This is a genomic window from Streptomyces paludis, assembly GCF_003344965.1.
GTDB classification, from domain to species: domain Bacteria; phylum Actinomycetota; class Actinomycetes; order Streptomycetales; family Streptomycetaceae; genus Streptomyces; species Streptomyces paludis.
Genome location: NZ_CP031194.1, coordinates 309,816 through 329,849, shown reverse-complemented (window position 1 = coordinate 329,849; position 20,034 = coordinate 309,816). Strand labels below are relative to the sequence as shown.

At 71.9% G+C, this 20,034-nt stretch carries 22 protein-coding genes; 13 read left to right on the top strand and 9 right to left on the bottom strand.

The window, feature by feature from the left end; translation table 11 throughout:
- Window positions 1-9 precede the first annotated feature (9 nt).
- Together DVK44_RS01435 and DVK44_RS01430 are read left to right on the top strand one after the other, a co-directional pair.
- The gene (locus DVK44_RS01435) at window positions 10-369 is read left to right on the top strand and encodes an ArsR/SmtB family transcription factor (RefSeq protein ID WP_114657900.1); all 360 of its coding nucleotides are present in this window, start codon (window positions 10-12) and stop codon (window positions 367-369) included.
- Window positions 370-517: 148 nt separating this feature from the next.
- Window positions 518-1,216 carry a DUF6214 family protein gene (locus DVK44_RS01430; RefSeq protein WP_228446943.1) on the top strand — a complete coding sequence of 233 codons (699 nt, stop codon included), beginning with the start codon at window positions 518-520 and terminating at the stop codon, window positions 1,214-1,216.
- A gap of 24 nt (window positions 1,217-1,240) precedes the next feature.
- Here the strand turns inward: DVK44_RS01430 and DVK44_RS01425 are convergent, their stop codons facing one another.
- Complete coding sequence (locus DVK44_RS01425; protein ID WP_181957378.1) at window positions 1,241-1,909, bottom strand: DUF305 domain-containing protein; 669 nt, start codon at window positions 1,907-1,909, stop codon at window positions 1,241-1,243.
- A 174-nt stretch (window positions 1,910-2,083) separates the two neighbouring features.
- On the opposite strand from DVK44_RS01425, the gene DVK44_RS01420 reads away from it, so the two are divergent.
- Complete coding sequence (locus tag DVK44_RS01420; RefSeq protein WP_114657898.1) at window positions 2,084-3,583, top strand: LVIVD repeat-containing protein; 1,500 nt, start codon at window positions 2,084-2,086, stop codon at window positions 3,581-3,583.
- A 273-nt stretch (window positions 3,584-3,856) separates the two neighbouring features.
- Here the strand turns inward: DVK44_RS01420 and DVK44_RS01415 are convergent, their stop codons facing one another.
- From DVK44_RS01415 to DVK44_RS01395, 5 genes are all read right to left on the bottom strand, one after another.
- Window positions 3,857-4,567 (bottom strand): HAD family hydrolase, encoded by a 711-nt coding sequence (locus DVK44_RS01415; RefSeq protein WP_114657896.1) that lies wholly within the window; start codon window positions 4,565-4,567, stop codon window positions 3,857-3,859.
- 106 nt (window positions 4,568-4,673) lie between these two features.
- Entirely contained in the window at window positions 4,674-5,609 is a 936-nt protein-coding gene (locus DVK44_RS01410) for a M56 family metallopeptidase (protein WP_114657894.1), read from the bottom strand.
- 95 nt (window positions 5,610-5,704) lie between these two features.
- Window positions 5,705-6,322 (bottom strand): DUF5134 domain-containing protein, encoded by a 618-nt coding sequence (locus tag DVK44_RS01405; protein ID WP_114657892.1) that lies wholly within the window; start codon window positions 6,320-6,322, stop codon window positions 5,705-5,707.
- Window positions 6,323-6,507: 185 nt separating this feature from the next.
- Window positions 6,508-7,593: a Gfo/Idh/MocA family protein gene (locus tag DVK44_RS01400; RefSeq protein ID WP_114657890.1), complete on the bottom strand. Its 1,086-nt coding sequence runs from the start codon at window positions 7,591-7,593 to the stop codon at window positions 6,508-6,510.
- A complete protein-coding gene (locus DVK44_RS01395) occupies window positions 7,578-8,255 on the bottom strand; it encodes a ThuA domain-containing protein (protein WP_114657888.1) in 678 nt (225 codons plus the stop codon). The genes DVK44_RS01400 and DVK44_RS01395 overlap by 16 nt, the downstream gene beginning before the upstream one ends.
- A gap of 121 nt (window positions 8,256-8,376) precedes the next feature.
- On the opposite strand from DVK44_RS01395, the gene DVK44_RS01390 reads away from it, so the two are divergent.
- Window positions 8,377-8,952, top strand: a complete 576-nt coding sequence (locus tag DVK44_RS01390) for a GNAT family N-acetyltransferase (RefSeq protein WP_114657886.1) — start codon at window positions 8,377-8,379, stop codon at window positions 8,950-8,952.
- A 47-nt stretch (window positions 8,953-8,999) separates the two neighbouring features.
- On the opposite strand, the gene DVK44_RS01385 is transcribed toward DVK44_RS01390, so the two are convergent.
- Window positions 9,000-9,650: a glycerophosphodiester phosphodiesterase gene (locus DVK44_RS01385; RefSeq protein ID WP_114657884.1), complete on the bottom strand. Its 651-nt coding sequence runs from the start codon at window positions 9,648-9,650 to the stop codon at window positions 9,000-9,002.
- A 280-nt stretch (window positions 9,651-9,930) separates the two neighbouring features.
- Between DVK44_RS01385 and DVK44_RS01380 the strand changes: the two genes are divergently transcribed.
- The 4 genes from DVK44_RS01380 to DVK44_RS01365 all read left to right on the top strand — a co-directional run bounded on the left by DVK44_RS01380 (window position 9,931) and on the right by DVK44_RS01365 (window position 14,016).
- Entirely contained in the window at window positions 9,931-11,412 is a 1,482-nt protein-coding gene (locus tag DVK44_RS01380) for a DUF6421 family protein (protein ID WP_162793623.1), read from the top strand.
- A gap of 26 nt (window positions 11,413-11,438) precedes the next feature.
- Complete coding sequence (locus DVK44_RS01375; RefSeq protein WP_114664826.1) at window positions 11,439-12,248, top strand: SDR family NAD(P)-dependent oxidoreductase; 810 nt, start codon at window positions 11,439-11,441, stop codon at window positions 12,246-12,248.
- The gene (locus DVK44_RS01370; RefSeq protein ID WP_114657882.1) at window positions 12,227-13,321 is read left to right on the top strand and encodes a threonine aldolase family protein; all 1,095 of its coding nucleotides are present in this window, start codon (window positions 12,227-12,229) and stop codon (window positions 13,319-13,321) included. The genes DVK44_RS01375 and DVK44_RS01370 overlap by 22 nt, the downstream gene beginning before the upstream one ends.
- Before the next feature lie 77 nt (window positions 13,322-13,398).
- Entirely contained in the window at window positions 13,399-14,016 is a 618-nt protein-coding gene (locus DVK44_RS01365) for a transglutaminase domain-containing protein (protein ID WP_114664825.1), read from the top strand.
- 81 nt (window positions 14,017-14,097) lie between these two features.
- On the opposite strand, the gene DVK44_RS01360 is transcribed toward DVK44_RS01365, so the two are convergent.
- Both DVK44_RS01360 and DVK44_RS01355 read right to left on the bottom strand, forming a co-directional pair.
- On the bottom strand, window positions 14,098-14,826 hold the full coding sequence (locus DVK44_RS01360) for a lysophospholipid acyltransferase family protein (protein WP_114657880.1): 729 nt from the start codon (window positions 14,824-14,826) through the stop codon (window positions 14,098-14,100).
- Window positions 14,827-14,963: 137 nt separating this feature from the next.
- Window positions 14,964-15,386 (bottom strand): DUF4395 domain-containing protein, encoded by a 423-nt coding sequence (locus DVK44_RS01355; RefSeq protein WP_114657878.1) that lies wholly within the window; start codon window positions 15,384-15,386, stop codon window positions 14,964-14,966.
- A gap of 74 nt (window positions 15,387-15,460) precedes the next feature.
- Here DVK44_RS01355 and DVK44_RS01350 point away from each other — a divergent pair, with 74 nt between their 5' ends.
- The 5 genes from DVK44_RS01350 to DVK44_RS01330 all read left to right on the top strand — a co-directional run bounded on the left by DVK44_RS01350 (window position 15,461) and on the right by DVK44_RS01330 (window position 20,027).
- On the top strand, window positions 15,461-15,877 hold the full coding sequence (locus tag DVK44_RS01350; RefSeq protein WP_114657876.1) for a TlpA family protein disulfide reductase: 417 nt from the start codon (window positions 15,461-15,463) through the stop codon (window positions 15,875-15,877).
- Window positions 15,878-16,046: 169 nt separating this feature from the next.
- Window positions 16,047-16,553: a flavin reductase family protein gene (locus tag DVK44_RS01345; RefSeq protein ID WP_114657874.1), complete on the top strand. Its 507-nt coding sequence runs from the start codon at window positions 16,047-16,049 to the stop codon at window positions 16,551-16,553.
- 203 nt (window positions 16,554-16,756) lie between these two features.
- On the top strand, window positions 16,757-17,542 hold the full coding sequence (locus DVK44_RS01340; RefSeq protein WP_114657872.1) for an electron transfer flavoprotein subunit beta/FixA family protein: 786 nt from the start codon (window positions 16,757-16,759) through the stop codon (window positions 17,540-17,542).
- Between the two features lie 57 nt (window positions 17,543-17,599).
- Window positions 17,600-18,562: an electron transfer flavoprotein subunit alpha/FixB family protein gene (locus DVK44_RS01335; protein ID WP_114657870.1), complete on the top strand. Its 963-nt coding sequence runs from the start codon at window positions 17,600-17,602 to the stop codon at window positions 18,560-18,562.
- A 169-nt stretch (window positions 18,563-18,731) separates the two neighbouring features.
- Entirely contained in the window at window positions 18,732-20,027 is a 1,296-nt protein-coding gene (locus DVK44_RS01330) for a DUF6986 family protein (RefSeq protein ID WP_114657868.1), read from the top strand.
- Window positions 20,028-20,034: the final 7 nt, after the last annotated feature.

Below are 20,034 nucleotides of genomic sequence, written 5' to 3'. Positions count from 1 at the left end.
GGAGCCGCCGTGACCGCCGCGACCGCCGCGCCCAGCACCCGCGAACTCGCTCACCCCTCGCGTGCGGAGATCCGTCTCGAAGGCGTGCTGAACGCGCTCTCCGACCCCCTGCGGCTCCGTATCGTCCGGCAGCTCGCGGGGTCGGACGGCGAGCTGTCCTGTTCGTGTTTCGCGCTGCCCGTCTCCAAGTCCACCTCCACCTACCACTTCCGGGTGCTGCGCGAGAGCGGGGTGGTCCAGCAGGTCTACCGGGGGACGGCCAAGATGAACGGGCTGCGGGCGGCGGATCTGGAGGCGCTCTTCCCCGGGCTGCTCGACAGCGTCCTCGGCGCGGCCGCCGGGCAGGACGCGCGCCTGGCGGGCGGCTGAGCCGACAGGGTGCCGTCAGGTTCGGGTGTGTGCGCGCCATGACCATAAGGGCGGATTGCCTGATTAAGTGGTGAATGTGTCGGAACATAAATCGATTTCCGCCCAGGAACCACAGGAGCGAGACGCGCGCACGTGGCCCGCGTGGGAGGTGCAGGGGCACGGCACCGTCACCGGCGCCGGTGATCCCCGGGACGGCGCCGGGCGGCGCGAGATCCTGCCGCCCTGGGTCGATGTCCGGCTGACCTTCGCGGACGGCGCCCGCATCGATGTGCTGGCGGTGGTACGGGACGGCCGTATCGCGATCGAGGACGCGCAGGCCGATCCGCCGCTGGCCCTGGCCGGTTTCGCCGCGCTCGCCGAGGCGATCGAGGCCCCGCTCCAGAGCGCGTGCCAGGTGGTCGCGGGGCGGCACCGCCCGCCCGTACCGCAGATTGACACCGCGTCGGATCCCGCACCGAATCCCGTACTGGAAACAGGACCGGATACGGGACTGGCCGCGCAACCCGAGCCCGCGACCGAGCCGGCACCCGCACCCGCATCTGCACCCACACCCACACCCATGCCCGCGGTCGCGGTCGACCCGGCCCCCGAGCCCGAGCCCACGACCCCCGTGGCGGGAACCCCGCCGAACGCCGAGCCCGGCCGTCACCGCGCCACCCCGGCCCTCCCGCGCGGCAGCGCCGCCCGGCGCGGGGTGGCCGAGGTCTACCGTGCCGCCCAGCGCGCCGGCCAGGACCCCGTACTCGCGGTGATGGCCGCCACCGGATTCAGCCGCCGCAAGGCGCTCCGGCTCATCGCGGGCGCCCGCGACGAGGGGCATCTGACCCCGCGCCACCACCGCCGCTGACCATCCGCCGTCCGGGCGACGCGGTCACATCGAGCGCATGCGGTCAATCTCGATGCTCTGCTGTGCGATCACATCCTTGGCCATGTCCGCGATCTGGATGTTCCGGCCGTCCGATATCGCGTCGGTGGCCATGACGACCGCGCCCTGATGGTGCGTGATCATCAGTTTGAGGAAGAGTTCGTCGAAAGCGACGCCCTTCGCCGCGCGCAATCGCGTCAATTGGGCCTCGGTCGCCATTCCGGGCATGGTCCCGTGGTGATGGCCCGTTTCCTTCTTTGCCCCGGCATTGCTTTCCAGCCATCCTTCCATCGCGCCGATCTCGGGTTCCTGGGAGGCGGCGATCCGTGCCGAGAGCCGCTTCACCACATCCGAATCGGCCCGCTCCGGGACGAGAGCGGTCATCTCCAGCGCCTGGCCATGGTGGACGATCATCATCTGCGCGTAAGTGAAATCGGCCGAGTTGGGAGTGTTGTCCGGGCGGGCCTTCTTGGCCTCCTCGGCGGACAGGGTCCTCGCCGGCTCACCCGGCGCGCCGGGCGCGATCACGCCTATTCCCTTGTCCTGCCTGGTACTTGGCGGCTCCGCGCTCTTGTCGTCCCCCGAGTCGCAGGCTCCCAGGGCGAGTACGGCGACGGCCGCCACCGCGGCGAGGGCGGCGCGGCGGTGGCGCGGACTCCGGCGACGGATCAACACAGCGGCCTCCTACGGCACATGGGTGATGGAACACATCCCTAACACGCTTCCACTTACCTGAGATCAAAAACTTTCATTACGTCTCTGTTGCCATCTGTTGGGATGTACATGAAAAGAACGATACTGCCGGGGTCCGTACCGGATCACTCTGACCCGGAGACAAGGGAGGACGCAGTGACCTCGTTGCACACCCCACGAGTGCGGCGCAGACGTCTGGGCGTGGCGGCAGCCGCGGCCGGGCTCTTCGCGACTCTGCTGACCGCGGGACCGGCCATCGCCAGTCCCGAACCCGGTGACGCCGCCGTACAGGAGACGACCGTCTCCAGCGAGCGTGCCGCTCAGGTGAAGGCCGCCATCGCGGCCGGTGAGATACCCGGAGTGGACGAGATCGTCCACAGCTCCAACATCAAGCATCTCGCCAACGTCCCGAAGGACCTCATCACGGGGACCAATTCGGACCTGGCCTTCCAGGGCAAGTACGCCTACAGCGGCAACTACGACGGTTTCCGGATTCTCGACATCAGCAATCCGAAGGCCCCGAAGTCCGTCGCGCAGGTGCTCTGTCCCGGAGCGCAGAACGACATCTCGGTCTCCGGGAACCTGCTCTTCCTCTCCACCGACTCCTCCCGCAGTGACAACTCCTGCAACAGCGTCGCGCAGTCGGCGACGATCAAGGAGTCCTGGGAGGGCATGAAGATCTTCGACATCAGCGACAAGCGCAACCCGAAGTACGTCGCCGCTGTCGAGACCGCGTGCGGCTCGCACACCCACACGCTGGTGCCGAAGGCCAAGGACGTCTACATCTACGTCTCCTCGTACGCGCCCAGCGTGTCCTTCCCGGACTGCCAGCCGCCGCACGACGGCATCTCCATCATCAAGGTGCCGCGCAAGGCCCCGCAGAAGGCCGAACTGATCAAGTTCGAGGTGCTGTTCCCGGACGGCGGCAACCCGGGCGCGCCCACCAACCCGGGTGTCTCGGCGACCTCCGGCTGCCACGACATCACCGTGCTCCCGTCCAAGAACCTCGCGGCCGGCGCCTGCATGGGTGACGGTGTCCTGATGGACATCAAGGACCCCGAGCGCCCCAGGGTGATCGACCAGGTCCAGGACAACGTCAACTTCGCCTTCTGGCACTCGGCGACCTTCAACCAGGCCGTCAACAAGGTGGTCTTCACCGACGAGCTGGGCGGTGGCGGCGCCGCCACCTGCAACGAGCGGATCGGCCCCACCCGCGGCGCCAACGGTATCTACGACATCGTCGGCAAGGGCGACAAGCGCAAGCTGGTCTTCCGCAGCTACTACAAGATCCCGCGCCACCAGGCCGACACCGAGAACTGTGTCGCCCACAACGGCTCGCTGATCCCGGTCAAGGGCCGCGACATCATGGTCCAGTCCTGGTACCAGGGCGGTGTCTCCGTCTGGGACTTCACCAACTCCTCGCAGCCCAAGGAGATCGCGTTCTTCGAGCGCGGCCCGCTCTCCGCCGAACGGCTGGTCGGCGGCGGCACCTGGTCCGCGTACTACTACAACGGCCACATCTACTCGAACGACATGGTCAAGGGCTTCGATGTGCTGAGGCTCGACGACCGCCTCACCGACCCGGCGAAGCGGGTACGGATGCACGAGCTGAACGTGCAGACGCAGCCCGACTACGTCGCGGACTTCCGGCACTGACACCCGGTGCCCGACCCGTTCCGCCGGGCGGTCCTCCGCCCGGCGGAACGCCGGCGCCACTCGCCACCGGGCGCCGGGCGCCGTGAGACGTCCGGGGCTCCCCCGTCGGCCGACTCCGAGCGAATATACTCAAAGCGTCCGCCGCGCCCCCCTGACCGGGGAGCGGGCGGCGGACTGCCGGGCGCCTTGGGCGACGCGGGGGATCGTCCAAGACGCCCGGCGCTCCCGCGCTCATGGCCCGGGGCCCACGCTGTCCGCCCCGGTGCGCGCCGCTCAGGCCAGCGGGCCCGCGCCCGCCAGGGTGATCACGGGCCGGAGTCCGGCGGGACGTTCCTCCACCGGCAGATGGTCCACGAAGTGGACCGTGCAGCCCAGCTCGGCCGCGCCGCCGTCGGCCCGGCGGTCGTCGCCGACCATCAGCACATCGTGCGGATCCTGCCCCAGCCCCTCGCACGCCATCCGGAACAGCCGCGCGTCGGGCTTCTGGACGCCGTGCTCGTACGACAGCACATAGGTGTCCACCAGGGCGTCGAGGCCGTACGCGCGGAAGACCGGGCGCAGGTCCCAGCCGATGTTGCTGACCACGCCGATCCCGATTCCGGCGTGCCGCAGCGTGCTGAGGACCTCGGCGGCGTCGGTGTACGGACGCCAGGCGGCCGGGGTCATATGACGGTCGTAGAGCGCGTCGTACAGCCCGGGCGCCGGCAGCTCCACCTGGCGTGCCAGACCGGTGTACGCGGCGCGGTGCAGTTCGGCGCCGCTGTCCCGGACGGCCCACACGTCGGCGAGCTCCGGCGGCACCCGCTGCGGTGACGGACCGCCGGGCAGCGCGCCCGTGACGGCCAGCATCATCGCGTAGCGGCGCACCTCGTCGGGGGGTACGGCGATCCCCGACTCGTCGAGGACGGCCCGCAGCCAGGAGCCCGCTGATTCGATGCGGAACAGGGTTCCGGAAAAGTCGAAAAGTACACCCTTGAACGTCATGTATCCGATCCTTGCCGGGGCACCGCCCCGGGGACAAGGCCCACCACCCGTACGTGCCGATCGTGTTCCCGGCGCGTTCACCTCGGGCGCCTTCGGGCGGGCGGGGCTAACCCAGGGCGCGGAGTGCCGGTACGAAGGCGATCAGGACCGGCACCACCGGCACCAGCGCCGCCGCGGCGGTCAGCCGCAGCCGGCGGCCGGCCGGGAGCCGACCGGCCGGCGAGAGCAGCCGGCTGACCCGCTGGGGCACCTGCGCGCCCGGGGTACCGCCGGGGCCGAACACCCCACGGTCCTCGTTGAGTTCGACCAGGGCGAGCGCGATGGTCAGCCGGCCGAACCGCCGTGAGGCGACATCGTCGGCGGCCAGCTCGACCAGCCGGTGCATCTCGTCGCGGAACGCCGCGAACACCGGCACCTGCGGGAAGCCGTTCGCCAGCGCCCCCGAGCAGTGCAGCAGCCAGTCGTGCCGGGCCCGCGCGTGCCCCTGCTCATGGGCCAGTACGGCATCGATCTGACGCCCCTTCAGGCGGCGCAACGCGGCCGTGGTGATGACCAGTTGGGGCGCCGCGCCCGGCAGCCACCAGGCGTCCGGCCGCTCGCCCTCCAGCACCACGAGCCGCTCGCCGCCGGGCTCCTCGCCGGGCAGCAGGGGAGAGCGGACGAGCAGCTCCTCACGGCGCCGCCCGCGCCGCCGGCGCGCCCGGTGGATCTCGCGGGTCAGCATCGCCACCGTCCACAGCCCGCCGCTCGCCAGCACCACCGCGAGCACCGCCGACCAGGGCCGGTGCGGACCGAAGGCGTACGCCTCCACCACACCGCGCGGGGCGGGCGCGAAGACATGGCCGCGTACCGCCAGCCAGGCGGCGGCGGCGCTGAAGACCATGGAGAGCGCGAAGCACATCAGCACGGCCGCCACCACGCACTGCCACACCCAGAGCGCCACCACCGGCTCCCGCTCCGGCCATTCGGCGCGCGCCAGCAGTCGCGGGGCGACCACGGCGGCCAGTGCTCCGAGCAGCAGCAGTGCCAGGGAGACCATCATGCGCACCAGACTATGAGCGCGGGCCCGCTCAGGGGTATCGCCTTTTCCGCCAAGTGATCCAGGACACGTTTGACCGCGCCGGTCCGGCGGGGCGCTCAGAGCGTCATCAGCATCGCGAGCATGGCGAGGCCCATGGACAGCCGGCAGGCGGAGACCAGCTCCGGCCGCCCGCCCCAGCCGGCCACGGCCACCGCCTGCCCGGGCGGTGCCGGATCCGTGGCCGCCACCGGCAGCAGCCGGGTGCCCGACCACAGCACATATCCGGCGAAGTAGACCAGCAGCACCCCGGTGACCAGGGGAGTTCCGCCCACGCCGGCCCCCGCGTGCGCGCCGTGCGCGCCGCCCGGCGCGGCGGCCATGACCCCCGCCATGTAGACCATCGCGAGCATCCCCAGCAGATGGTGCGAACGGTGCCGGTGCCGGGACGACCGGTCCGTCCGGGGCGCGTTCGCCCGTTCCCCGCCCCGCGCCGGCATCAGGACATGCAGCGCCGCCGCGCCGAACACCACCGCGTACCCCGCCCAGACCCACCGGGGCGGGGTCAGCACGGCCGCGGGCACCGCCATCGCCGCCATCCCGAACCCCATCAGCGCCTCGCCGCCCGCCGAACGGCGCTGCTCCGGCGCGCCACCGCGCAGCCGGAGCAGACAGAAGCCGCCGGCCGCCGCGCAGAGCGCGACGAGCAGCCAGCCGGCCGTCGCCGGTCCGTGCACCCCGTACCTCCCCCGAGCGAGCCGATGACCGGCCGGTGGACCGGGTCCGCCGGGCCGTCCGCAAGGTCATGCCCCGCCCGCCCGGCGCCCATTCGGGCGCGCAAGGGCGCAACGGGACACGGGGGGCGCGCCGTTCGGGACGCGCCCCCCGGAAGACGCCGTCGGGGTAAAGCCGTTGAGTGCGACTACAGCCGCACCGGCTCCGGCCGTACGCAGTCGCTCGACACCCCCAGCGACCGGCCCTCCCGCGCCGCGTCGAGCAGGGTGAGCATCACATCCAGCACATGGCGCGCCAGTTCGGCCGAGGCCCGGTGCGGCCGGTCCTCCGCCAACGCCTCTGCCAGGTCCGCGAGTCCGATGCCGCGCCCCGCTCCCGGACATCCCGCCGAGACGGGCAGGGCCGTCCACTCGCCGCCCGCCGGGTGCAGCTCCACGAGCCCGTCGAAGTGGTTGGGGTCGGGCACCGACAGCGAACCCGCCGTACCGTGCACCTCGATGGACGGCAGCCGCGCGGCCTGGATGTCGAAGCTCATCACCAGCGTGGTCAGCGCGCCGCCCGCGTGCCGCAGCACTCCGGTGACATGGGTGTCCACGGCGACCCCGAACCGCTCGCCCGCGCGCGGCCCGCTGCCGATCTCCCGCTCCGCCCTGGGCCGGGAGGCCGCGCCGGTCACCTCGACGACCGGGCCCAGCAGATGCACCAGCGCGGAGAGATAGTAGGGGCCCATGTCGAGCAGCGGTCCGCCGCCCGGCCGGTAGTAGAACTCCGGGTCCGGGTGCCAGCGTTCGTGGCCCGGGGTGGTCATGAAGGCCGTCGCCGCCACCGGTGTGCCGATCAGCCCGCCGTCGACCGCCGCGCGGGCGGTCTGGAGGCCCGTGCCCAGCACAGTGTCGGGCGCGCAGCCCAGCCGCAGTCCGGCCGCCGCCGCGGCGGCCAGCAGCCCGTCCGCCGCCGCCCGCGTGGTGGCCAGCGGCTTCTCGCCGTACACATGCTTGCCCGCGCCGAGCGCGGCGAGCGCCACCTCCGCGTGGACGGCGGGGACGGTCAGATTCAGCACGGCGTCCACATCGTCCCGTACGACCAGATCCGCCACCGAGCCGACGACCGCGACGCCCCCGCCCGGCACCCGGGCGGCCAGCGCGCCCGCGCGGGCCGGATCGAGGTCCGTGACGGCGGTGAGGCGTATCCCGTCCAGCCGTTCCAGGGTGTCCAGATAGGCGCCGCTGATGGCGCCCGCCCCGACGACCCCGATCCTCAGCGGCTCGCCCACAGCAGCCCCCTCTCGGTCAGTGTCCGTACCTCGGGCACATCGAAATCGTCCGGCTTGTGGCCGATGGCCGAGACGAAGACGCGCCCCGCGCCCCAGCTCCTGGTCCACACCGCGGGCATGGTCACCGGCCGGGAGCGCTCCTCGTCCGCCGCGAACTCCGTTGTCGCCAGGACATCGATCAGCGGATCCGTGGCCAGCCAGTACTTCTCCGTATGGACCCGGAAGTCGGTGAGCCCCTCGATCACGGGATGGTCGGCGCGCTCCTTGACGAGCGTCACCCCGTGCTCGGAGAAGCCGGCCGGGTGCATCAGGAACTGGCCGCCGGTCAGCAGCTGGTAGCCGAGGTCGCCGCGGAAGGAGTCGACGATCCCGCCGTGCCAGCCGGCCAGCCCCGTACCCGCCCGGACCGCCGCCGAGAGTCCCGCGCTCTGCTCCCCGGACAGCTCGCCCATTGTCCAGCACTGCACCACCAGATCGGTGGCGGCGAGCAGCCCGGCGTCGGTGTAGACGTCCAGGGATTCCGAGATCCGTACGGTGTAGCCGTGTTCGCGCAGAAACGGCAGGAACAGCTCCGTGGTCTCCACGGGCCGGTGTCCCTCCCAGCCGCCACGGACGACAAGGGCCTGCCGTGCTTCGGATGTCACGAGGTCGCACACTCCCATCTGGTCGTTCGGATCCGGCGCGCACCGGAACCGCGGGCGTCGTCCGGATCCGGCGGCACCCCGGTGACCCTGCCCGCCCCGGTCACCGGCTACGCGGAGCGGGGCATTACGCTGCGGGCGCATGAACCGGACTGGACATTCCGCCACCACCGCCACCGCCCCGCACTCCGTCGCGGAGCCCGTCTTCCGCGACGCCACGGCCGCCGACGCCGTGGCGCTCGTCGCGCTCATCGAGTCGGCCTACCGGGGCGACAGCAGCCGGCGGGGCTGGACCACGGAGGCGCACCTCCTGGAGGGGCAGCGCACCGACGCGCGCGGGGTGCTCGATGTCGTGGAGGCGCCCGGCAGCCGACTGCTGGCCATCGAGCTGGACGGGGTGCTGACCGCCTGCTGCCAGCTCGAACACCGCGGTGAGGCGGCCTACTTCGGCATGTTCGCGGTACGGCCCGACGCGCAGGGCGGCGGTCTCGGCCGGCGGATCATCGAGACGGCGGAGCGGATGGCGCGCGAGGGCTGGGGCGTCACGGAGATGCAGATGACGGTGCTCACGGCGCGCGAGGACCTCATCGCCTGGTACGAGCGGCGCGGCTACCGCCGTACGGGAAAGCTGCTGCCGTTCCCGTACGGCGACGAGCGCTTCGGTGTGCCCCAGCGCGCCGATCTCGCGTTCGAGCTGCTGGTCAAGCCGCTGGACTGAGACGCCGGTACGCGTCCGACGCGTCCGGCACCCCGAAGCGTGCGTGCCTACGCCGTGAACCGTCCGGCGCGCCGGATCTCCGGGAGGTCGGTGGTCACCGCCGCCAGCCCGAACGCCCGCGCCAGCCGCAGCTGGTCCTGGGTGTTCACCACCCAGCCGATGACGCCGAGCCCCTCGCCGTGCGCGCGCTCCACGACCTCCAGGCTCAGCCGGCGGATGTTCAGCGCCAGCGAGGCGGCGCCCACCGCCCTGGCCCGGTCCACCACGTCCGCGCCCCACCGGCTGGCGATCAGCACCGTACGTACGCCCGGCACCAGCGAGGCGATCTCGGCGACCGCCTCGTCGTGGAACGACGACACCTCCACCCGCTCCACCAGCCCGCGCGCGTGCATCACCGCCGCCAGCGCGCGCGCCGCCGCCACATCCTTGATCTCGGCCTGGAGCGGCGACGCGACGGCGTCCAGGACCTCCTCGAAGACGGGTACGCGCTCGCCCAGCCCCGCGTCCAGCTCCCGCAGCTCGGCGAGGGTCCGGTCGGCGATGGCGCCCGTACCGTCCGTCGTACGGTCCACCGTGGTGTCGTGCATGACGACGAGGGCGCCGTCCTTGCTCAGATGCAGATCCAGCTCGATGGCGTCCATACCGGCCCGCTCGGCCTGCCGGAAGGAGCGCAGGGTGTTCTCCGGTTCGACACCCATCACTCCGCGATGACCGATGGTGTGGAAAGTCAAGACTCTCTCGCTTCCGTCGACAGCGGCTCCGCGCCCGACCCTAACGCCCACCGGTGGAGCTGCCACCCGAGCGACCCGGAGATACGGTGGAAGTAAGCGCCACGACGCCGTATCGCCGGAAAAACAGCGGTGACCATGGGGTTACGGCCGGATAATTTCTTCCGGCGCCGCTTGTCCGGATGATCCAGCGGCCTATACGGTGAGGTCAGCGCCCAGGTGCGCCAGGTTCTACGGTGAGGGACGTGACATGACGGAAATTCTTGCGCAGGACGCCACCGCATCCGGTGAATCCACCGCATCCGGTCCGGCGGAGGCCGGTGCCGCGTCCGCCGCGGCCGGTGGACACGACGCGGCACGGGTGATCGACCACCCGGCCTGGCCGGAACTCCGCGCCGCCGTCGAGGAGATCCGGCCCTGGCAGTCGGCGGACGGATCGATCGACTTCGACGCCGAGGGCGCCCCGGCGCGCGCGCTCGTCGAGGTCACCCTCGACCGGGTCGTCGCCGCGGTCGAGCAGCTCTCCCCGCTGCTCCCGTACGACGCCGCCTACCACGCCGCCTCCGTGTCCGACCTGCGCAAATGGGCCGACAGCGGCTTCGCGGTCCCCGACTTCCTGGACTCGCTGCTCGCCTTCCGTCCCGCCGCCGACCGCGCGGACGGCCGCCAGCACCTCGCCGTCTTCCCGATGTACACCCAGAACGGCAACCCGGACCGCAATCTCGAAGCCGTCGTCGTGCGCATGGTCTGGCCCGAGTGGCTGGCCGAGCTGGAGCGCACCCGCTACGACAACCCGCTCTTCTGCGGCATCACCTTCGAGGACTTCACCTCCGGGTACGACACCAACTCCGCCGTCTTCTTCCCCGAGACGATCGCCGTGCGCGAGGCACCCGAGCGGTTCAGCTGGGGCGGGATCTTCTGCGACCGGGAGGCCGCCCGCTTCCGCCGGGTCACCGGGGCGGCGGTCGACACCCTCGGGGTGGAGCTGCCCGACGACCTGCGCGCCATGGTCGCCGACCAGGAGCGCTGCCAGCAGGCGTTCGTCCTCTGGGACATGATCCACGACCGCACCCACAGCCACGGCGATCTGCCCTTCGACCCCTTCATGATCAAGCAGCGCCAGCCGTTCTGGATGTACGGGCTCGAAGAGCTGCGCTGCGACCTCACCGCCTTCCGCGAGGCGGTACGGCTGGAGGCCGACGGCTTCCCGCAGGGCCGTGACGTCCAGTTCGCCGTCCTCTTCGACCGGATGTTCCGCTTCCCGGTCACCGGTGCCCGGGTGAAGAACTACGACGGGCTCGGCGGCCAGCTGCTCTTCTCGTACCTCCACCGCCACGATGTCGTGCGCTGGACGGACAACACCCTGCGCATCGACTGGGCGCGCGCCGCCGAGGTCACCAATCAGCTCTGCGCCGAGATCGAGGACCTCTACCGGGCCGGCATCGACCGCCCCAAGCTCGTCCACTGGCTCGCCGCGTACGACCTGGTCTCGGGCTATCTCCCGCCGCACCCCGGCTCCCGCTGGGCCAAGGGGCCCGACGCGCTCGACCTGACCCTGCCGCCCCGGAAACTGGTCGACGACGTGCTGCCCGACGAGTTTCCGCTGAGCATGTTCTACGAAGCGCTCTCCAAGAAGCTCAAGAAGGTGATTGTCTCCACCCAGGGCATTACGGGGACCAGCCCCGGCAGCACGGACGGAACCACGGCGGACGCCGGGCGCGTAGCCGCGTGAGCGTTCCGGACAAGGAGATCGACCGCATGGACACGAGCACCACCGGCACGGGTACGCCCGGCGCTTCCACCGGCGCGGACACCGACACGGGCCGCGCCGGCTCCCTCGACGGCCGGGTGGTCGCCGTGGCCGGCGCCGCCGGACCGGCCGGCCGCGCCGCCCTGACCTGGCTCGCCGGGGCGGGCGCGACCGTCGTGGGCGCCGACGCGGACGCCGAGCGACTCGCCGAGGCCGTCGACGCGGCCCGGGACGCGCACCCCGCGGCCACCGTCATCGGAGACACCGTCGATCTGCTCGACCCGGCCGCCACGCGCGCGTGGGCCGACCGTACGGAGAAGGAGTACGGCCGGGTCGACGGGCTGGTCCACCTCGTCGGCGGCTGGCGCGGCAGCGCCACCTTCGCGGAGACCGACCTCGCCGACTGGGACCTGCTGGAGAAGCTGCTGATCCGCACCGTCCAGCACACCACCCTCGCTTTCCACGACGCGCTGCTCCGCGGCGAGCGGGGACGGTACGTACTGATCAGCGCGGCCGGCGCGAGCAGCCCCACCGCCGGCAACGCCGCCTACTCCGCCGCCAAGGCCGCCGCCGAGGCATGGACCCTCGCGCTCGCCGACGCCTTCCGCAAGGCGGGGGGCGAGGAGGGCCCCCGGGCCGCGGCTGCCATCCTGGTGATCAAGGCTCTGGTGCACGACGCGCTGCGCGCCGAGCGCCCGAACGCGAAATTCGCGGGCTACACGGACGTCACGGAACTGGCCGAGGCCATCGCCGGTGTCTGGGACCGGCCCGCCGGCGAAGTGAATGGACACCGACTGTGGCTGACCCCCGAGCCGTGAGGTCCCGTACGACGGACGCCGCCCGGCACCACGATCCCGGGGTGCGCGGTTTCGCCAGCGACAACTACGCCGGCGCGCACCCCGAGATCCTGGCGGCGCTCGCCGTCGCCAACGGCGGCCACCAGACCGCGTACGGCGAGGACGACTACACCGCGCACCTCCAGCGCGTCATGTACCGCCACTTCGGGCCCACGGCGGAGACGTTCCCCGTCTTCAACGGCACCGGCGCCAACGTCGTCGCCCTCCAGGCGCTCACCGACCGCTGGGGCGCGGTGATCTGCGCCGAGTCCGCGCACATCAACGTGGACGAGGGCGGCGCGCCCGAGCGCGTCGCCGGGCTCAAGCTGCTCACCGTACCGACACCCGACGGCAAGCTGACGCCCGAGCTGATCGACCGGCAGGCGTACGGCTGGGACGACGAGCACCGGGCCATGCCGCAGGTGGTGTCGATCACCCAGAACACCGAACTGGGCACGGTCTACACGCCCGACGAGATCCGCGCGCTCTGCGCCCACGCGCACGGCCTCGGTCTGAAGGTCCATCTCGACGGCGCGCGGATAGCCAACGCCGCCGCGTCCCTGGACGTCCCGATGCGCACCTTCACCAACACCGTCGGCGTGGACGTCCTCTCCTACGGAGGGACGAAGAACGGCATGCTGTTCGGCGAGGCGGTCGTCGTGCTCAACCCGGACGCCGTCCGTGCGATGAAACATCTGCGCAAGCTGTCCATGCAGCTGGCGTCCAAGATGCGCTTCGTCTCCGTGCAGTTGGAGGCGCTCCTCACGGGCGATCTGTGGCTGCGCAACGCCCGGCACGCCAACACGATGGCCCAGCGGCTCGCGGCGGGCGTGCGGGCGGTGGACGGCGTCGAGATCCTCCATCCCGTCCAGGCCAACGCGGTCTTCGCCCGGCTGCCGCACACGGTGAGCGTGCGGCTCCAGGAGCGGTTCCGCTTCTACTTCTGGGACGAGAAGGCGGGCGACGTCCGCTGGATGTGCTCCTTCGACACCACCGAGGACGACGTGGACACCTTCGTGCAGGCGCTGAAGGAAGAGATGGCAGCGGCCGCATAGAAATACGGACCGCATAGAAATACGGCCGATCGGAAATCTATTGCGTTCCGGTCGGCCGTATCCCTAGGGTGGCGGTCATGCGGCTCATCCAGCAGAACCCTGATATCTCTGCCTATCTCGCGGCGGACGAGGCCATCGACCATGAGCATCCGCTCGTACGGGAGACAGCCGCCCGGCTCCGCGCGGAGAGCCCCGACGCATACTCATACGCGAAAGCGGCGTACGAACACGTACGTGACACGATTCCGCACTCCTGGGACGCGGACGATCCACGCGTCACCTGGCGCGCCTCGGACGTCCTCGCGCTGCGCACCGGCATCTGTCACGCCAAGGCGCACGCGCTGGCCGCGCTGCTGCGCGCGGAGTCCCTGCCCACGGCCCTGTGCTACCAGCGCCTCGCCGCCGGCGACGGCCCGGACTCGTTCGTCCACGGACTGGTCGCCGTCCTGCTCCCGGGAGCGCCGCCGGACGGCTGGGCCCGGCAGGACGCGCGCGGCAACAAACCGGGCGTCGACGCCCGGTTCTCCGTGACCGGCGAGCGCCTGGCCTGGCCCGTACGCCCCCAGTTCGGCGAGGTGGACTATCCGGAGCTGTACGACGCGCCGCACCCGGCGGTGCTGGGCGCGCTGCGCGCCGCCACCGACCGGGCCCACCTCACCCGCACACTGCCCTCGGCGCTTCCCACGACGGGCTGAGCGCCACGGCCCACCTGCTCGCCGGGGGCGCGGAGAGACGTTTCGGCCCTCTCCCCGCCCCGGCGGCGGACGACGACGGTGTCAGTGCTGCTCCGCCTCGCGCGCCTCGGTCGGCGTCGGCGCGGTCCCGCCCAGATGCGCGGGCACCCACCAGGTGTCGTTCGCGTCCTTGGGGCGTACGGGATAGGCGCGCTGCGCCGCCTCCAGCAGCTCCTGCACCCGGTCCCGCAGCCGCCGTGTGATCGCGCCCGCGTACTGGTCGGCGGGGGCCTCCACCCGCTCACCGACCCGGATCGTCACCGGGATGTGGCTGCGCTTGAAGTTCCGCGGCCGGCCCTTGGTCCACACCCGCTGGGTGCCCCAGAGCGCCACCGGGATCAGCGGCACACCGGCCTCCTGCGCCATGCGGGCCGCGCCGGACTTGAAGCTCTTGAGCGTGAAGGACTGCGAGATGGTCGCCTCGGGGAAGACCCCGACGATCTCGCCGGCCCGCAGCGAGGCCAGCGCGTGCGCGTACGCCGTCTCACCCTGCTTGCGGTCCACCGGGATGTGCTTCATGCCGCGCATCAGCGGCCCGGAGATCTTGTGCCGGAAGACCTGGTCCTTCGCCATGAAGCGCACCAGGCGCTTCTGGGGCAGGGCGGCGAGTCCGGCGAAGATGAAGTCCAGATAGCTGATGTGGTTGCTGACGAGCACGGCGCCACCGGTGCGCGGGATGTGCTCGGAACCCTGCGTGTCGATCTTCAGGTCCAGCGCCTTGAACATCGTGAGAGCGGCGCCGATGACCGGCCGATAGACGAGCTCTGCCATCTGGGGAGGACCCTTCTGTTCCGGGGAGGGTTCTCCCGGCGGAAGTTACGCAGCCGTAGGTTTTCGGCATTCCGCCGATCGTGCCCCAAACACGGCCGTGAGGCCAGTCCTCGTCTGCGCGCGGGGCGAGATTCTCGTCACGTCAACCGCAATACCGCCACACCGCGCCGGAACAACGGATACAGCTCACAGCCCAGGCAGTAGCCGAAGGCCGCGTTCAGGAAAGCGGCGGCCAGCGCACAGCCGGTGGCCAGCAGTCCCAGCCACGGCGGCCCCCACAGATAGCCGACCAGCCCCACCAGCGCGAACACCAGGCCCACCGCCTGGGCGAACCGCGGCGGGGCGGGCGACTCGAACTCCGCGGGCGGCCCCAGCCGGGGCCGTACGACCGTACGGAAGAGCACCCCGTACGGCGACCGCGGCACCCCCAGTGCCGCGCCAACGGCGAAGCAGAGCGCCTGCCAGCCGAGCAGGACCCCGCTGCTGGTGATCAGTACCGCGGCGAGCACCAGGGTGGTGAGGGTCGCGCCGAACCGTGGTCCTCGGATGTCGATGTCCATCCCCTCAGCATCGCCCATCACCGCTGTTCGGAGCGCCGGGAATACTTTGCGATCGTGCGAACGCTGGTGCTGGGGTGGAGACGACAGGACTCGTGGTCTGCGCGGCGGTGCTGGCGGCGGCCGCCGCGTTCGGACTGGTACGGCGGCGCCGCGACGGGAGGCTGAAGGTGCGGGACGACGGGGAGCGGGCGCTCGGCGCGGCGGAACTCGGCGCCGAACTGGGGGAGCGGGCCACGCTCGTCCAGTTCTCCAGCGCGTTCTGCCAGCCCTGCCGGGCCACCAGACGCACACTCAGCGAAGTCGCGGCGATGGTCGACGGTGTCTCCCATGTGGAGCTGGACGCCGAGGAACGGCTCGAACTCGTCCGGGAGCTGGGCATTCTCCGCACCCCGACCGTGCTTGTCCTGGACGCCCGGGGGCGGGTGGTCCGCAGGGCGGCCGGGCAGCCGCGCAAGGCCGATGTGATCGCCGCGCTCGGCGAGGCGGTGTGACGGGTGCCCTTGACTGCGCCCACCACCTATCGTCACTCTGACGAAGTGCCCCAAGAACTCCTTCTCTACGGGCGGGCCCACGTGGATCTGGCCCGCAACGCGAGTGCGCGCTGTCCGGGTGTCTGAGCAGCCACGGACCCCATCGCGCCCCTCGTAGAAGGACCCTGACATGACGGTTTCTCCCGAACTCTCGACGCCCCGGACCGCCTCCCCCGAACTGCTCCGCTCCGTCTTCCGGCGGCACGCGGCGGGTGTCGCGGTCATCACCGCCCACGGGGACGGCCCCGTCGGCTTCACCGCCACCTCACTGAACTCCGTCGCCGCCGAACCGCCCCTCGTCTCCTTCGGCGTGGGGGTCTCGTCCTCCAGCTGGCCGGTGCTCGCCGAGGCGGAGTACATAGGCGTCCACATACTGGCCGAGCATCAGACGGACCTGGCGGCCACGTTCGCCCGCAGCGGCGCCGACCGGTTCGCCCCGCCGACCGCCTGGCGCGAGGGACCCGAGGGCGTACCGCTGCTCGACGGCGTACTGGCCTGGCTGGTCTGCCGGGTGGTCGCCCGGGTGCCCGCCGCCGACCACCGGCTGATCGTCGCCCAGGCCGTCGTCGGTGACCCGGCGGGCCCGGGCCGGCCGCTCCTGTACCACCAGGGGCGCTTCAACGCGCTGCGCGACTGAGGGTTCCCGTTTCCGGCTCTCCCACGCGTTGGCAACGTCACAGTTCCGAGCGCTTGCTCAGCGGGAGCCCGCTGGGTGTACTGGTGAGTAATATATGGACTCCGGTGCACCGGTCCTCCCGACCGGGACCGCCCCACGGGCGCCTATGCTGCTGGAACAAGAACAAGGCAGCCCAGAAATGACGACGCAGTAGGAGAGCCGGCGTGAGCCTGAGGATCGTTGTCTGTGTGAAGTACGTGCCCGACGCCACCGGTGACCGGAGTTTCGCCGATGACCTGACCGTCGACCGCGACGATGTCGACGGTCTGCTGTCGGAGCTGGACGAGTACGCGGTGGAGCAGGCGCTTCAGATCGCGGACGAGGCCGACGACGCGGAGATCACCGTGCTGACGGTCGGTCCGGAGGACGCGAAGGACGCGCTGCGCAAAGCGCTGTCGATGGGCGCGGACAAGGCGATCCACGTCGAGGACGACGATCTGCACGGCACGGATGTCATCGGTACGTCGCTGGTCCTCGCCAAGGCGATCGAGCGGGCCGGCTACGACCTGGTGATCACGGGTATGGCCTCGACGGACGGCGCGATGGGCGTGCTCCCGGCGGTGCTGGCCGAGCGGCTGGGCGTACCGCAGGTGACGCTGCTCTCCGAGGTGAAGGTCGAGGACGGCACGGTCACGGGCCGCCGGGACGGTGACACCGCGTCCGAGCGGCTGGAGGCGTCGCTGCCGGCGGTGGTGTCGGTCACCGACCAGTCGGGCGAGGCGCGTTACCCGTCGTTCAAGGGCATCATGGCGGCGAAGAAGAAGCCGGTGGAGGCGCTGGACCTGTCCGACCTCGGTATCGAGGCGGACGAGGTGGGCCTGGCCGGCGCACGGACCGTGGTCGTCTCGGCGGCGGAGCGGCCGGCGCGTACGGCGGGCACGATCGTCAAGGACGAGGGCGAGGGCGGCAAGCAGCTCGCCGAGTTCCTCGCGGGCCAGAAGTTCATTTAGCGCCCCTCCCCACCCATCGCCCCCATCGACTTCGCAATCCGCAGGAGATCGCACACCATGGCTGAAGTTCTTGTCTACGTCGACCACGTGGACGGCGCCGTCCGCAAGCCCACCCTGGAGCTGCTGACGCTGGCCCGCCGCCTCGGCGAGCCCGTCGCCCTGGCGCTCGGCCCGGGCGCCGAGGCCACCGCCGCCGTGCTGGCCGAGCACGGCGCGGTGAAGGTCCTCACCGCCGACGCCCCCGAGTTCGCCGACTACCTGGTCGTCCCGAAGGTCGACGCCCTCCAGGCCGCCCACGCGGCCGTCTCCCCGGCCGCGGTGCTGCTGCCGTCGTCGGCGGAGACCAAGGAGATCGCTGCGCGCTTCGCGCTGCGGACCGGCTCCGGACTCATCACCGACGCCACCGACCTGGAGGCCGGCGACGACGGCCCCGTCGCGACCCAGGCCGTCTTCGCCGCCGCCTACACCACCACCTCGCGTGTCTCGCAGGGCACGCCGGTCATCACCGTCAAGCCCAACTCCGCGCCCGTGGAGGCCGCTCCGGCCGCCGGCGCGGTCGAGGCGCTGACCGTGACGTTCGGGGAGCTGGCGACGGGCACGAAGGTCGTCTCCCGCACCCCGCGCGAGTCGACGGGCCGTCCCGAGCTGACCGAGGCCGCGATCGTCGTCTCCGGCGGACGCGGCGTCAACGGCGCCGAGAACTTCGGGATCATCGAGGCGCTCGCCGACTCCCTCGGCGCGGCCGTCGGCGCCTCCCGCGCCGCCGTCGACGCCGGCTGGTACCCGCACGCCAGCCAGGTCGGCCAGACCGGCAAGTCCGTCGCCCCGCAGCTCTACATCGCCTCCGGCATCTCCGGCGCCATCCAGCACCGCGCCGGCATGCAGACCTCCAAGACCATCGTCGCGGTCAACAAGGACGCCGAAGCCCCCATCTTCGACCTCGTCGACTACGGAGTCGTCGGCGACCTCTTCGACGTCGTCCCCCAGCTCACCGAAGAGATCAAGAACCGCAAGGGCTGAGCCCGGACACGCTCCGGTCCGGCCCCGGGGCCGCGTGGTGATCCTCACCGCGCGGCCCCGCGCCGTGTCCGGCCGCCATTGACGCGCGCCGTTCCCGCCGCATAGCGTCGTTCAACGGATTGTTGATTCCGCAGGCCGGAACAGTGCTGAGCAGGGGAGAGGTGCCGGAATGGGGCAGCAGGAGAAGGCCGTCACCAGTCTCCCGGCCGCGGTCACGGAGGCCGTCGGCGCCTTCCTCGCGCCGGTCGACGCGGAGCTGGCCCGGCGCTACCCCGGCGACCCGGTGACCCGTCAGCCCGTCCACACCGTCTATGTCCCCGCCGACGCCTTCGACGCCCGTACCGTCCGCTCCTGGGGCGACCGGGCGCTGGCCGCCCTCGACGAACACGCCCCGGACGCCGCCTCGCTGGGGCGCGTACTCGGCCTCTCCGACGCGCTGGCGGGACCGGTGTACGAGCGGGTACGGGCCAAGCTCGTCCGCGAGCCCGTGGAAGACCTGCGCGTCGACTTCGAGGACGGCTACGGCCCGCGCCCCGACGACGAGGAGGACGCGGCGGCCGTCCGCGCCGCCCGGCTCGTCCACGCCGCCTGCGCGGACGGCACGGCCGCCCCGTACATGGGCATCCGCGTGAAGTGCCTGGAGGCGCCCGTCCGGGAGCGTGCCGTACGGACCCTCGATCTCTTCCTCAGCGGGCTGCTGGCGGCCGGCGGCCTCCCCGGGGGGCTGGTCCTCACCCTCCCCAAGGTCACCTACGCCGAGCAGGTCACCGCCATGGCGCGGCTGCTCGGCGCGTTCGAGGAGGCGCGGGGGCTGGCGCCGGGCCGGCTCGGCTTCGAGATCCAGATCGAGACCAGCCAGGCCATCGTGGCCGCCGACGGCACCGCCACCGTCGCCCGGATGATCGACGCGGCGGGCGGCCGGGCCACCGGACTGCACTACGGCACCTTCGACTACAGCGCCTGCGTCGGCGTCAGCGCCGCGTACCAGTCCAGCGACCACCCCGCCGCCGACCACGCCAAGGCCGTCATGCAGGTCGCCGCCGCGGGCACCGGCGTACGGGTCAGCGACGGCTCCACCAACGTCCTGCCGGTCGGTCCGGCGGAGCGCGTCCACGAGGCGTGGCGGCTGCACTACGGGCTGACCCGGCGCGCCCTCGCCCGCGCCTACTACCAGGGCTGGGACATGCACCCGGGCCATCTGCCCACCCGTTACGCCGCCGTCTACGCCTTCTACCGCGAGGGCCTGGAGCCCGCCGCGGCCCGGCTGGCCGCTTATGTCGCCCGGGCGGGCGGCGCGGTCATGGACGAGCCGGCCACCGCCAGGGCGCTCAGCGGCCATCTGCTGCGCGGACTCGACTGCGGGGCCTTGGACGACGACGAGGTCACCGGACTGACCGGGCTGACCCGCGCCGATCTGGAGACCTTCCGCGACCCGCGCGGCGCGGCGGCCCCGGCCGCGGGGTAGCGAGCGC